We start from the raw sequence: 12,852 nt of genomic DNA, 5'->3' as shown, positions 1-12,852 counted from the left end.
GCGCGCCCTTCGGAACGGGCGGGGCCAAGTCTGTCCGTTTCTGCCAAGTGCATCACGGGTGGGTCGGTTTAGCTGGTGGGCATCAAGGGAGTGATCCGATGCCATTTGCCTTTTCGCGTTCGACCGACCCGCATGTCGACCTTTCGTCGCAAGATGCGTTCAATGACGGGGCGCCGTTTGCGACCTTTGACCGCATGCGCCGCGAAGAACCGATGGCCTGGTCGGACATGAGCAATGGCGACCGGGGCTTCTGGTCGGTGACCCGCCATGCCGACTTGCTCGAACTGAACCGGCAGGCCGATCTGCTGTCTTCGGCCAAGGGCATCCGCATGGAGGACCAGTCCGAAGAGGAATACGAAGCGCGCAAGACCTTTCAGGAAACCGACGCGCCGGTACACCGCGCCTTTCGCGCGCTGGTATCGAAAGCCTTTGCCAAGCACACCGTCGCCGGGTTTGAAGATCAGATCCGCACGATCGTCACCGACTTGCTCGATGTCGCGTTGGGCGAGGGCGAATTCGATGCGGTCGATCGCATCGCCCGGCGCCTGCCGATGCAGATGCTGGCGCAGATCATGGGCGTGCCGGTCGAAGACGGGCCGATGCTGGTCGAATTGGGCGATGCGCTGATTTCCAATTCCGACCCGGACTATACCGACTTCGTCATCGACAAAGTCGATACCGAGGCATACCGGCTCTTGCCGTTCCGCTCGCCTGCGGCGGTCAAGCTGTTCGACTATGCCAATGATTTGCTCGACCGCATGGACGCGGGCGAACAGATCGGCGTGCTCAATCTCGTGCGGCAGACCACCAGCCACGGCACGCAGATGTCGCGCGATGAATTCCGCAATTTCTTCTGCCTGCTGGTTGCGGCGGGCAATGACACCACGCGCTACAGCCTTTCGGCGACGATCCATGCGCTGGCCAACAACCCGCATCTCTTGCGCCAGTTGCAGGCCGGGAATTTTGAAAACTGGGAAGCGGCGGCGGACGAAATGATCCGCTGGGCCTCGCCCACCACGCATTTCCGCCGCACCGCAACGCGCGATTTCACCTTTCACGACAAGTCCGTGCGTGCCGGCGACAAAGTCCTGCTGTGGTTTCTTTCGGGCAACCGCGATGAAACCGCGATTGCCGATCCCTATACGCTGCGGCTCGATCGTCCGCGCAATCCGTTCCTCTCGTTCGGGCAGGGCGGCCCGCATATCTGCCTCGGCATGTGGCTGGCCAAGCTCGAAGTCGCGATCGTCATGCAGGAACTGGCCAAGCGGCTCGATACGATCGAGCAAGTCGCCGAACACAGCTATCTGCGGTCGAATTTCATTCACGGGATCAAATATTTGCCGGTTCGCGTCAAAGCACGCTGAAAACAGCGCCGCGCAAACCACCAAAAGGCCGATTGGGGAGTATCAATGCACAAGCTTTCGCCGGTTTCGGCCGATCAGACGCGCTCGGTCGCGTTCGAGCGCTGCCGCCTGCTGTTCGCCGACCAGCTCAATCTCGCGCGCGGCAAATATGTTCCGATGACCGAGGCAGGCAAAGGCCATGCCCGGTTTTGCGTCGGCACGTATGCGGTCACATATGACAAGGCGCTTGTCGCAGCGCCCGGCGGCGGGATGCTCGACGGGCTGCCCGATATGGAAATGGTGTTCGATCCCGATACCTTGCGCCCGTCATGGGAAGCGGGCACGAAAATCGCGCTGGGCGCCCTGCACTTCAAGGGCGAACCCTTTGCGCTGTGCGGACGCGGCGCGCTGATCCGCGCGATTGCCGCCTGGCGCGCGCGGGGGCTCGAACCGATGGTCGGGATCGAGATGGAAGCCTATGTCTTTCAGCGCGATGCAAACGGGCAATGGGTGCCTTATGATACGCCCGGCGCTTTCGTCTATGGCACCGGGCCGTTCACCGACCCGGCGGGACTGGTCGATGCGATTTGGGAAACCGCGCATGCCTGCGGCATTCCCATCGAATCGATCAATGCCGAATACGACGCGCCGCAATTCGAATTGACGCTGCGCTTTGCCGACGCGCTCAAGGCTGCCGACGATGCCTTCCTGTTTCGCCAGATGGCGCGCGAAGTCCTGCTGCGCAAAGGCTATCTGCTGTCATTCCTGCCCAAGCCGTTTGCCGACAAGAGCGGCAGCGGGCTTCATTTCAACATCAGCTTTCGCGATGCGCAGGGGCATAACGTCTTTGCCGACGATGTGGCGACCGGCGCGCTGTCGGACACGATGCGCGGGGCGATTGCCGGGATGCTGCATCATCACGAGGCGCTGGCCGGGATTCTGGCTCCGCTGACCAACAGCTATGCCCGGCTGCAACCGGCCAGCCTGTCGGGATACTGGGCCAACTGGGGCATCGACCATCGCAGCGTCACAGTGCGCGTTTCGGCGGAAACGGGCGCGGCGGCGCGGATCGAACACCGCATGGCCGATTGCGCGGCAAGCCCCTATTTCGCCGTCGCCGCGTTGCTTCAGGCGGCGCTGATGGGGGTCGAACAAGGGCTCGAACTGGCGGCGCCCGAAACCGACGACGGGCTGGAGACGATCAACACCGATCGCCACACGCCGCATGACCTTGGCGCCGCGCTCGACGCGCTGGAGGCCGATACCGTGCTGACAGAGGCGATCGGGGCCGAGCTTGTCGCCAATTACCTCGCGATCAAGCGCGAAGAGCTGCGCATTGTCGGCGAGTGCGACGACGCGGGCCAGATCGCCTATTACCTGCCCTATATCTGAAAGATTCCCCATGGACACGCGCATCGACATCGCCGGCCATTCGGTATCGCCCGATCACTATATCGGCGGGCGCCGGGTATCATCGCCTTATACGTTCGAAACCCGCTGCCCGTTTGACTGGTCGTGGAAACTGGCCGACATCGCGCGCGGCACGATCGCCACGGCTGCACAGGCGGCAGAGGCGGCCACGCAGGCCTTTCCGGCCTGGGCGGCGCTGAGCGCGGCGGAGCGCGGCGTCTATCTGCATCGGCTGGCCGATCTGATCGAGGCCAATGTCGAAAAGCTGGCGATGATCGAATGCCTTGACATGGGCATGCTGCTCGAAAGCCTGCGGCTGCGCGTGATCTTGCGCGGGGCGACCAATTTCCGCAACTACGCCGATCTGGCGAGCGCGCATGAAGAGCGCGTGTGGTCCTCGCGCGGGACGGCAAACCGGGTAATCCGCCAGCCTGCGGGGCCGTCGCTGATCATCACGCCGTGGAACGCGCCGTTCATGCTGTCGACATGGAAATGCGCGCCGGCGCTCGCGGCGGGCAATACCGTGATCCTGAAGCCCGCCGACTGGTCGCCGCTGTCGGCCTCGGTGCTGGCCGACCTGATCGACGAGGCGGGTTTCCCGGCAGGCGTGTTCAACATTGTCCAGGGGCTCGGCGCGGAGCTCGGCAATGCGCTGACCGGCGATCCCCGGATCAAACGGATCAGCTTTACCGGCAGCGTGCCGACCGCGCGGATCATCGGCAAGGCGGCGGCGGAAAACATCGTGCCGTTTACCGCCGAACTGGGCGGCAAGTCGCCCTTGCTGGTGTTTGCCGATGCGGACATCGATGCGGCGGCGAAAAAGGCCGCCGGGCAATATGACGACAGCGGCCAGGTCTGCATGGCGGGCACGCGGATCATCGTCGAAGACAGCGTGAAGGACGCCTTCCTCGAAAAATTCCATGCCTATGCCGATGCGCATGTCATGGGCGACAGCCGCGATCCCGCCACGACGATGTCGGCGCTGATCCATCCGCGCCATGTCGAACGCGTGCTCGGCTTCATCGATCGCGCCCGCGCGGCGGGCGATACGATCGTGCGCGGCGGGAAGCTGTGGAAAGAGGGCGGCAACTGGATCGAGCCGACGCTGATCGTGCCCCGGGACAACGATGCCGAAGTCGTCCAGAACGAAGTGTTCGGCCCGGTTTTGACATTCCAGACGTTCCGCGACGAGGCCGAAGGCGTCGCGCTGGCCAATTCGACCGCTTATGGCCTGTCGGGCATCGTCTATACCGGCAGCGCCGCGCGCGCCGAACGCGTCGGGCGGCAGGTTCGCGGCGGCACGGTCTGGGTCAACACGTTCCTTGTCCGCGATCTGACCGCGCCGTTTGGCGGGATCGGCATTTCGGGCATCGGCCGCGAAGGCGGCGACTACGCGCTCGATTTCCATTCCGACCTGAAAACGCTGCAAATCCTCGAAGGCAGCGTCGCCTGAAATAGGCCTGAACCGCCCCGGATGGGGCGGTTCAGGTGTCAGGGCAGGGATTTCAGGCCAGGGCTTTGGCCATGACCCGCGCGAGGCGATCGGCGAAGGCGCGGGCATCGTCGGGCAGTTCGCCATCGGCAATGCGCGCTTCGTCGAGCAGCAAGTGCGCGCCGTCGGCTTTCAGCTCCGCATCGTCGGGCAAGGCGGCCAGCCCGGTCACCAGATCATGGCGCGGGTTCAGTTCGAGCACCGGCCTGGCCCCGTGCGGCGTCTGGCCATTGGCGCTGAGCAGGCGTTCGAGCTGACGATCGATGCCGTGTTCGCTGGCCACGAGGCAGGCCGCGCTGGTGGTCAGACGTTCGGACGTGCGCACATCGGAGACCGCTTCGCCCAGCCGTTCCTTGACATAGGCGATAAAGGCCTCGGCCTCGGGCGCGGCGGGTTCGGGCGGCTGTTCGCCTTCGAGCGGTTCGATCAGGCCGAGATCGGTCTGGCCTTGCGTGACCGATTTGAACGGCTTGCCGTCGTAATCCACGCCCGATGCCGCCCAGAAGCTGTCGACCGGATCGGTCAGCAGCAGCACTTCGATCCCGCGTGCGCGGAATCCTTCGATCTGGGGCGAGGTGGCCAGCCGGTCGCGATCGGTGCCGGTGGCGTAATAGATCGCGGTCTGGTTGTCGCGCATCGTGGCGACATAGTCCTTGAGCGAGCGCCAGCCATTGCCGCCATCCTTTTGCGCGGCCGTGCTGCGGAAGCGGGCGAGGCCGAGCAGCGTTTCGCGGCGACCGTAATCTTCGTAGATCCCTTCCTTGAGCACCGCGCCGAATGCGTCCCAGAAGGCCGCATATTTGTCGGCGTCGCTGTTCGACAGCTTGTCGAGCTCGCTCAGGATCTTGTTGGCCACGCCCTTTTGAATCGCGGCGAGCAGCGGGCTTTCCTGAATCATCTCGCGCGACATGTTGAGCGGCAGATCGGCCGAATCGACCAGCCCGCGCACAAAGCGCAGATAACGCGGCAGCAGCTCCGCCTCATCGGTGATGAACACCCGGCGGACATAGAGCTTCATCCGCCCCTTGCGATCGGGATCGAACAAGTCGAACGGGCGGCTTTCGGGAACGAAAGCCAGCACATTGTATTCGTGCTTGCCCTCGGCGCGGTAATGCAGCGTCAGCGCGGGCTGATCGAACTGACCGGCCAGACTGCGATAGAAATCGGTATAGTCCTCGGCGCTGATGTCCGATTTGGGCCGGGTCCACAGCGCGCTGCCATCGGTGATGTCACCGGGTTCCGCATCGGGCTTTTCGATCAGCGCGATCGGCACGGGGACATGGCCTGACTGCGCGCGCACGATGCGCTCGACCGTGTGGCGCTCGGTGTATTGGGTCGCATCGTCCTTGAGATGCAGCACGACGCGCGTGCCGGGGGCCGGGGCCTCTGCGAGATCGGCGGGCTCGATGCTGTAGGTGCCGAGCCCGTCGGAGGTCCAGCGAAAGGCCAGTTCGGTCCCGGCGCGGCGCGAAAAGACCTCTACCTGATCGGCGACCATGAAGGCCGAATAGAATCCGACGCCGAACTGGCCGATCAATTGCGCCTTTTCGCCGTCCCTCGCCGCCGCCAGACCTTCCATGAAGGCGCGGGTGCCCGAACGGGCGATCGTGCCCAGCGCCTCGATCATGTCGGCCTCGGTCATGCCGATGCCGTTGTCGGTAACGGTCAGCCGCTTTGCCTCGGGATCGAGCGCGATGGTGATGCGCGGGGTTTCGCTGCCTGCCAGATCGGGGCGGGCAATCGCCTCATAGCGCAGCTTTTCGCAGGCGTCGGCGGCATTGGCGATCAGTTCGCGCAAGAATACGTCGCGATCGGAATAGACCGCATGCACCATCAGGTGCAGCAAACGGGCGACATCGGCTTCGAACGAGCGCGTCTCGGGCGCAGTGGTTTCGCTGGTGCTCATGGCGTTTCCGGTGGATCCCCTTTGACGTGGTCGGATGCACCGGAAATGGCGAGCGCGCAGGCCGCTTTCAAGACCGGCCCCGCATGGGATTACGCCGGCTGCAGCTCTTTCACCAGCCGCAGGATGTCCGCCGGGCGGGCGAGGTCGGTGCCGGGATGGAGCACCGCAGCGGTGCCGGCAGCCACACCCATGCGGAACGCGGCGTCGTCGCTCTGCCCGGCGCACAGTGCAAAGACCATCGCGGCGAGAAAGCTGTCGCCTGCGCCGACCGTGCTTTTGGCTTCGACCGGGATTGCCGGGTAATCGATCACGCCGCCTTGGCGGGCGAGGATCGCGCCTTCGTGGCCCAGCGTGACGGCGACCATCTGTGCCTGGCGCGCCTCGATGATCGCCATCGCCGCTTCGGCCACCGCCGCGCGCGTCGGCAGGCTTGTCCCGGCCAGCGCTTCGAGTTCGCCCCGGCTCGGCTTGACGAGGGTAATGCCGCCACCGGCAAGCCCTGCGCGCAGCGCTTCGCCCGATGTATCGAGCACCACGCGCACGCCGCGCGACGCCATCATACGGGCGGCTTCGGCGTAGAAATCCTTGGGCACCCCGCGCGGCAGCGACCCGCTCATGACCAGATGGCTGCATTCGATCGCTTCGAGCCAGGCGAGCGCGGCGCGCCATTCCGCTTCGCGCACTTCGGGGCCTTCGGGGGTGATACGGTATTCGAGCCCGGACGATTTTTCCAGCGTGGTGACCGCGATGCGGGTGTGGCCTGCAATCGGTACGCGCGTGCGCACCAATTGGTGCAGGTCGAGCAAGCCGTCGAGCGCGACCCCGGTCGGCCCGCCCGACAGATAGACGCAGCGCACATTGCCGCCCAGCCGCACAAACACCCGCGCGACATTGATCCCGCCGCCGCCGGGGTTGGAATATTCGCGCGCCGTCCGGATCTTGTGCGTGGGAAAGACCTTGTCGACTTCAAAGGCGACGTCGATCGTCGGGTTCATCGTCAGCGTGGCGATCGCCGTGTCGGGGATGGCGCGATCGCCCAGGCTGTCAGACGGCGAAGCGGAGGGCATAAGCGGATCGGGCCTCTTGCGCAGATGATGGGGCAGCACTTTTGCATGCGAGTGTTACAGAGCGATTGACGGTCGTCAAAGCGCCAGGAGGCAAAGAGCGGTGGGTGCCCTTGTTCGCACAAGGGGGCATCGGTATGCCGCAACAGCTATTCGGCGGGGATCATGACATCAGTATGACGGGGATGGCGTATGACGGGCGCATGTTGACCGGGCGTTCATCGACCCGCTGGGGGATTCCCGTGCTGTTGGGGGCCATCGCGGTGCTGACCGTATGGCTGCGGCTGCGCCATGCCGCCGCGTCGATGGTCTTTGACGAAATGGCCTCGATGTATTTTTCGGACCAGCCGTGGAGCCGGCTGTGGGGCTGGTGGATGGCGCGCGAGACCAATCCGCCGTTGTTCTATTCGCTGTTGAAGGCGTGGCGCATGGTGGTGCCGATGGGGCACTGGTGGATGCGTGCGCTGCCGCTGACGATCGCGCTGGCGCATCTCGTGGTGTTTGCGCGGTTTGTCCGGGCGCGGCTGGGCTGGCCGGCGGCCATGCTCGGTCTCCTGTTGTTTGCGGTGTCGTGGTCCGACATCTATCAGGCGGCCTATCTGCGCGGCTATGGCCTGGCCAAGCTGATGGTGCTGGTCTCGTTCATCGGGCTGGTCGATGCTCTTTCGGGGGAACGGGCGCGCGCCTGGCGGGGTTGGGCGCTCTATGTCGCGGGCGCGGTGGTGGCGATCTATTGCCACACGACGATGCTGCTCTGGCCGGTCATCGCGACATTTGCGGCGCTGGCCGATGCGATGGTGTGCCGCGATCGACGCTGGCGGTCGATCGTGGCGCTGCCGATTGCCATGCTGATCGCGGCGAATATCGCGATCGTGGCGCTGTCGGGCTGGGTGCTGGCGATGGCCGTGGTGCAATTGCAGAGCCGGGCGGCGGCCAATCTGTCCTGGCTGCAGCCGCTTGACTGGGCCGATTTCCGGACCACCTGCAATCTGCAATTGCTGACCGGCGGCACGGTGGGTGCGGGGCTGATGGCGGCGCTGATGCTGATCGGCGCCTGGCGCTGTCGGGGGCGGCGGGACGTGCGGCTGGCCGTGCTGGTGGTGATCGGCACGCTGGTCCTGTTCAAGGCGACTGACAGGGTTCACCCGATCATTTCCGATTTCACGCTGCACTGGTGTTACAGCTTTACCGCGCTGATCGCCGCCGCCGCGTTGCCGGGGGCTGTCGCGGGCGAACACCCGGCCTGGCGCGTGATGCGGCGCATTTCGGCGCTGGCGGTGCTGGCCTCGGTCGCCTTGGCCGGACTGATCGACTTGCTGGTGATCGACTATATCCAGCAGCCGCAGGATTGGCGTTATGCCGTCCACCGGGTGGCCGACGATCCCGGCGCGGTCCTGCTGGCGTCACACGAATCCATCGGGGTGGTGATCGAACAGACCTGTCTGGTCGAATTCGGCACGCCGAACTGCCCGTTTCCGCTGGTGGTCATGGCCGATCCGAAACAGACCGACAACTGGGCGTTCGGCGGCTATCGCGGACATCTCGTCGCGCCTGCAGGCGTGCGCGCCGCGCTGGGGCGAAACCGCGTCGTGTTTGCCTTCAGCCGCTATTACTACACCCCGTTGCAGCACCTCGGGCTCGATCCGCGCGACTGGTTCGAAGTGATGTGGGACGATGGCGAACTGATCGGCCCTATCCCGGTCACGGCGTTCGATCCGCCCCGCCCGGGCGACCCGCCGCGCTTGCCCGATCCCGATGCGCAATATACCGGCGCGCCCGAATAGAAGTGATGGCGAAACGGAGTGATGGGCAGCTCAGTGCCCCGACTGATTGCGCTTCATGCTTTCGGCCATCCGCGCCAGCTGTTCGGGCGTGGCTTCGGTCTGGAACCGCGCTTTCCATGTCGCGGCGGGCATGCCGTGGATGGCCTCGCGCGCAGTCGTCTTGTCCAGCGGGGCGCCGGCCTCGATGATCCAGTCGGCCAGGCAATTGCGGCAAAATCCGGCCAGCCCCATCAGATCGATGTTCTGCGCATCGTGGCGCAGGCGCAAATGGCGGACCAGTCTCCGAAAGGCCTCTGCCGCTACGGAATCGGGCAGGGTGTCGATCGGATCGGGCGCTGCGCCGGTTGGGAAATTCGTATCCATGGGAATGGTCCTGAGGGGATTGGGCCTTGGGTTTTAACGCGCCTTGGGCCATAGCGCCGACGACGTCCGGTGGCCAGTTGTTCTCATGCAGTGGGGCCGCAAAGGGCACACCCTGGCAAAACGAGGCTGACACTGTGGCGAACACGGATCCGACGATAGAGGGCCCGCGCGGGCGCAAGGTCAAGATCCTGGCAACGGTCGGCCCGACCAGCCGGTCCCCCGAAATGCTGGAAAAGCTGTTTCGCGCCGGTGTCGATGCGTTCCGCGTCAACATGAGTCATGGCGATCATGCAACGCACGCCGAAACGATTGCCGCGATCCGCGCGCTCGAAACGCGGGTGAACCATCCGATCACCATCCTGTGCGATCTGCAGGGGCCAAAGCTGCGCGTCGGCGTGTTCAAGGGCGACCGCGCGGTGATCCGCCATTCGGCCCATTTTACCCTCGACCGCAATCCCGAGCCGGGCGATGAAACGCGCGTCTGCCTGCCGCATCCCGAATTGTTCGGCGTCCTGCAAAAGGGGCAACGGCTGCTGATCGACGATGGCAAGCTGCGGCTGCGGGTGATCCGTGCCGATGCCGATGCGATCTTGTGCTCCGCCGAAGTCGGCGGGGTGATTTCCAACCGCAAGGGCGTCAATGTGCCCGACGCGGTGGTGCCGGTGCCCGCGCTGACCGACAAGGACCGCCGCGATCTCGCCTTTGCTCTCGAGCAACAGGCCGACTGGATCGCGCTGTCGTTCGTGCAGCGGCCCGAAGACCTTGCCGAAGCGCGCAAGCTGATCAGCGGGCGCGCCGCGCTGATGGCCAAGATCGAAAAGCCCGCCGCGATCGGTCGGCTCGACGAGATTATCGAACTGTCCGACGGGATCATGGTCGCGCGCGGGGATCTGGGCGTCGAGCTCAATCCCGAGGAAGTGCCGCCGCTGCAAAAGCGCATCGTCGCGATGGCGCGGCGCCAGGGCAAGCCGGTGGTCGTTGCCACGCAGATGCTCGAATCGATGATCGAGGCGCCGACGCCGACCCGCGCCGAAGTGTCCGACGTCGCCAACGCGGTCTATGACGGCGCCGACGCGGTCATGCTGTCGGCCGAAACCGCCTCGGGCGCCTGGCCCGAAGAAGCGGTGACGATCATGAACCGCATCGCCGTGCAGGTCGAACGCGATAGCGGCTATCAGGCGCGCGTCCATTTTACCCAGACCCCGCCCGATCCGACCACCGCCGACGCGCTGGCCGGGGCTTGCGCCTCGATCGTCGCGACTTTGCCGATTTCGGGGATCATCGTGTTTACCGGATCGGGCTCGACCGCGCGGCGCGTCGCGCGCGAACGCCCCGGTGTGCCGATGCTGGTGCTGACGCCTGCTTTGCGCATCGCGCGGCGGCTCGGCCTGTTGTGGGGCGCGCACGCGGTCACCACCAAGGACATCGGCAGCTTTGAGGAAATGATCGCCAAGGGCAAGCGCATGGCGCTGCGCCACGGGTTTGGCGTCGCCGGGTCAAAGCTGATCGCGCTGGCCGGTGTCCCGTTCGGCACGCCGGGGTCGACCAATCTCCTGCACGTGGTCACGCTCGTCGGCGACGAACTCGCGCGCTATGGCGAAGGCAACAGCGACGGCTGATCAACGTAATGTCAGCCTGACGCCAAAGCCGATGAACAGCGCGCCGCAGGCCCGGTCGATCCGGCGGGCAAAGGCGGGGCGGGCCATGATCGGGGCAAGGCTGCGCGCAAAGGCGATCAGCGCGGCAAACCAGACCAGCGTCAAGCCGACATGGATGCCTGCGAGCAAGAGCCCGTCGCGCGCATTCGTGCCTTGCGGCAAAAACTGCGGCAGCAGGGTCAGATAGAATACCCCGACTTTGGGATTGAGCAGATTGGTCAACAGCCCGCGCCGAAAGGCTGTCCGCGCGGGCGCGCTGCCCGGCTCGGCGGGGTGATGCGGGCGAACGATCAGGCCGATCCCGATCCAGCCGAGATAGACGGCACCCGCCATGCGCAACCAGCCAAAGGCAAGCGGGCTGGCCACAAGCAGGGCGCCGAGCCCCATCGCCACGCCAAAGCCCCAGATCAGGCAGCCCAGCGCAATCCCCAGCGCGGCGCGCCAGGCCGCCCGGGCCCCGCCAAGCCCGGCGGTGCGCAGGACCAGCATGGTATCGGTGCCGGGGGTTAATGTCAGCAGCGCCGCGACGGGTACAAATGCGGCAACCGTTGCCGCCGCGATCATCCCGCGATTATCCCGCGCGCGCGCCGAACAGGGCGCTGCCGATACGCACATGCGTCGCGCCGAGCATGACGGCGGTCTCGAAATCCTCGCTCATGCCCATCGACAGCCCGGACAGGCCATTGTCGGCGGCGATCTTGCCCAGCAGCGCAAAGAACGGGGCAGCCTCGATCCCCGCCGGGGGGACGCACATCAGCCCTTCGACCGGCAGGTCGGCGGCGCGTGCCTCGCTCAGCAAGCCGGGGACATCGGCAATCGCGCAGCCGCCTTTCTGATCTTCCGCGCCGATATTGACTTGCACGAACAGCGGCACGCGGCGGCCTGCCTTGTCCATCGCGCGGGCCAGCGCATGAAGCAGCGAGGGGCGGTCGAGCGAGTGAATCGCGTCGAACAGCCGGACGGCGTCTTCGGCCTTGTTCGATTGCAACTGCCCGACGAGATGGAGGCGGATGTCGGGATGGGCCTCGATCAGCGCGGGCCATTTGGCTTGCGCCTCCTGCACGCGGTTTTCGCCGAACACGCGCTGGCCTTCGCCGATCAGCGGCATGATCGCTTCGGCAGGCCTGGTCTTGGAAATCGCGACGAGCGTGACATCGGCGGCCTTGCGCCCGGCCAGCGCGGCGGCGCGGGCGATCCGCGCGCGGATCGCGGCAAGGGGGGGAAGAGCGAGGTCGTTGAGGTGGCTGGCGGCAGTCATGCGCGGTGCTATAGCGCGCACATGGCAAATCGCCAGCCTGTCGCGACATCCGTGCGCCCGAGATCCGTACCTCGCCTTGTCCTGTTGAGCGATGCGCGCAACGACGCCTGGCTCGAACGCGCCTTGCGCCGCCTGCCGCCGGGATCGGCGCTGGTGTTTCGCCATTATCATCTCGATCGCGCGGCGCGCGCGGCGCGGCTGCGCCGGCTGGCGCGGGTGGCGGCCCTGTGCGGGATCGCGATCGTGCAGGCGGGGGTGGGCTATGGCCCGGCGCCCATTCTGTCGCGCAGTCGGTCGCGTATGGGCGCCTTGCGGCTGGCCACCGCGCATGATTTGCGCGAAATCGGCGCGGCGGCGCGGGCGGGGGCCGATGCCGTGCTGCTGTCGCCGGTCTTTCCGACGCGATCACACCCCGGCGCGCGCGTGCTGGGTGCCTTGCGCTTCAATCTGCTCGCGCGGCTGTCACCTTTGCCGGTACTGGCCTTGGGGGGCATGACGCGGCGGCGGTTTCGGCAGGTTCGCGCGCATGGATTTGCGGCGATTGACGGGTTGACCTGAAAACTGGCGGAATTCC

The 12,852-nt window shown here is 65.7% G+C and carries 11 protein-coding genes; 6 read left to right on the top strand and 5 right to left on the bottom strand.

Annotated features, from left to right (window positions below):
- Window positions 1-98: 98 nt before the first annotated feature.
- Genes AQZ50_RS13425 through AQZ50_RS13415 form a run of 3 tightly spaced genes read left to right on the top strand, consistent with a single transcriptional unit; the run spans window position 99 to window position 4,206 of the window.
- Window positions 99-1,364 carry a cytochrome P450 gene (locus AQZ50_RS13425; protein ID WP_067746971.1) on the top strand — a complete coding sequence of 422 codons (1,266 nt, stop codon included), beginning with the start codon at window positions 99-101 and terminating at the stop codon, window positions 1,362-1,364.
- A 45-nt stretch (window positions 1,365-1,409) separates the two neighbouring features.
- Complete coding sequence (locus tag AQZ50_RS13420) at window positions 1,410-2,735, top strand: type I glutamate--ammonia ligase (RefSeq protein WP_067746970.1); 1,326 nt, start codon at window positions 1,410-1,412, stop codon at window positions 2,733-2,735.
- 10 nt (window positions 2,736-2,745) lie between these two features.
- Window positions 2,746-4,206, top strand: coding sequence for an aldehyde dehydrogenase family protein (locus AQZ50_RS13415; RefSeq protein ID WP_067746969.1), 1,461 nt, complete (start codon window positions 2,746-2,748; stop codon window positions 4,204-4,206).
- Window positions 4,207-4,258: 52 nt separating this feature from the next.
- Here AQZ50_RS13415 and htpG read toward each other — a convergent pair whose 3' ends face one another.
- Both htpG and AQZ50_RS13405 read right to left on the bottom strand, forming a co-directional pair.
- Window positions 4,259-6,151, bottom strand: a complete 1,893-nt coding sequence (gene htpG / locus AQZ50_RS13410) for a molecular chaperone HtpG (RefSeq protein ID WP_067746968.1) — start codon at window positions 6,149-6,151, stop codon at window positions 4,259-4,261.
- Between the two features lie 89 nt (window positions 6,152-6,240).
- Window positions 6,241-7,218, bottom strand: coding sequence for a 1-phosphofructokinase family hexose kinase (locus AQZ50_RS13405; protein WP_231730288.1), 978 nt, complete (start codon window positions 7,216-7,218; stop codon window positions 6,241-6,243).
- Between the two features lie 134 nt (window positions 7,219-7,352).
- Here AQZ50_RS13405 and AQZ50_RS13400 point away from each other — a divergent pair, with 134 nt between their 5' ends.
- Window positions 7,353-8,999: a hypothetical protein gene (locus tag AQZ50_RS13400; protein WP_231730287.1), complete on the top strand. Its 1,647-nt coding sequence runs from the start codon at window positions 7,353-7,355 to the stop codon at window positions 8,997-8,999.
- A gap of 30 nt (window positions 9,000-9,029) precedes the next feature.
- Here the strand turns inward: AQZ50_RS13400 and AQZ50_RS13395 are convergent, their stop codons facing one another.
- Window positions 9,030-9,362 carry a DUF1244 domain-containing protein gene (locus tag AQZ50_RS13395; RefSeq protein WP_067746967.1) on the bottom strand — a complete coding sequence of 111 codons (333 nt, stop codon included), beginning with the start codon at window positions 9,360-9,362 and terminating at the stop codon, window positions 9,030-9,032.
- A gap of 134 nt (window positions 9,363-9,496) precedes the next feature.
- Between AQZ50_RS13395 and pyk the strand changes: the two genes are divergently transcribed.
- On the top strand, window positions 9,497-10,981 hold the full coding sequence (gene pyk, locus AQZ50_RS13390; protein WP_067746966.1) for a pyruvate kinase: 1,485 nt from the start codon (window positions 9,497-9,499) through the stop codon (window positions 10,979-10,981).
- Here pyk and AQZ50_RS13385 read toward each other — a convergent pair whose 3' ends face one another.
- Both AQZ50_RS13385 and AQZ50_RS13380 read right to left on the bottom strand, forming a co-directional pair.
- Window positions 10,982-11,584, bottom strand: coding sequence for a LysE family translocator (locus AQZ50_RS13385; protein ID WP_067747047.1), 603 nt, complete (start codon window positions 11,582-11,584; stop codon window positions 10,982-10,984).
- Between the two features lie 7 nt (window positions 11,585-11,591).
- Window positions 11,592-12,278, bottom strand: coding sequence for a YggS family pyridoxal phosphate-dependent enzyme (locus tag AQZ50_RS13380; protein ID WP_067746965.1), 687 nt, complete (start codon window positions 12,276-12,278; stop codon window positions 11,592-11,594).
- Window positions 12,279-12,299: 21 nt separating this feature from the next.
- Here AQZ50_RS13380 and AQZ50_RS13375 point away from each other — a divergent pair, with 21 nt between their 5' ends.
- The gene (locus AQZ50_RS13375) at window positions 12,300-12,836 is read left to right on the top strand and encodes a thiamine phosphate synthase (protein WP_197412487.1); all 537 of its coding nucleotides are present in this window, start codon (window positions 12,300-12,302) and stop codon (window positions 12,834-12,836) included.
- Window positions 12,837-12,852: the final 16 nt, after the last annotated feature.

The organism is Novosphingobium sp. Fuku2-ISO-50 (assembly GCF_001519055.1).
GTDB lineage: Bacteria > Pseudomonadota > Alphaproteobacteria > Sphingomonadales > Sphingomonadaceae > Novosphingobium.
Note: the sequence above shows the minus strand (reverse complement) of the source record. Positions and strands in the feature narration are given on the sequence as shown.

What these genes read in the sequence shown, in the direction of transcription:
- AQZ50_RS13425 (WP_067746971.1), top strand. Translation starts at nt 99, where the DNA reads ATGCCATTTGCCTTTTCGCGTTCGACCGACCCGCATGTCGACCTTTCG.
- AQZ50_RS13420 (WP_067746970.1), top strand. Translation starts at nt 1,410, where the DNA reads ATGCACAAGCTTTCGCCGGTTTCGGCCGATCAGACGCGCTCGGTCGCG.
- AQZ50_RS13415 (WP_067746969.1), top strand. Translation starts at nt 2,746, where the DNA reads ATGGACACGCGCATCGACATCGCCGGCCATTCGGTATCGCCCGATCAC.
- htpG (WP_067746968.1), bottom strand. Translation starts at nt 6,151, where the DNA reads ATGAGCACCAGCGAAACCACTGCGCCCGAGACGCGCTCGTTCGAAGCC.
- AQZ50_RS13405 (WP_231730288.1), bottom strand. Translation starts at nt 7,218, where the DNA reads ATGCCCTCCGCTTCGCCGTCTGACAGCCTGGGCGATCGCGCCATCCCC.
- AQZ50_RS13400 (WP_231730287.1), top strand. Translation starts at nt 7,353, where the DNA reads ATGCCGCAACAGCTATTCGGCGGGGATCATGACATCAGTATGACGGGG.
- AQZ50_RS13395 (WP_067746967.1), bottom strand. Translation starts at nt 9,362, where the DNA reads ATGGATACGAATTTCCCAACCGGCGCAGCGCCCGATCCGATCGACACC.
- AQZ50_RS13385 (WP_067747047.1), bottom strand. Translation starts at nt 11,584, where the DNA reads ATGATCGCGGCGGCAACGGTTGCCGCATTTGTACCCGTCGCGGCGCTG.
- AQZ50_RS13380 (WP_067746965.1), bottom strand. Translation starts at nt 12,278, where the DNA reads ATGACTGCCGCCAGCCACCTCAACGACCTCGCTCTTCCCCCCCTTGCC.
- AQZ50_RS13375 (WP_197412487.1), top strand. Translation starts at nt 12,300, where the DNA reads ATGGCAAATCGCCAGCCTGTCGCGACATCCGTGCGCCCGAGATCCGTA.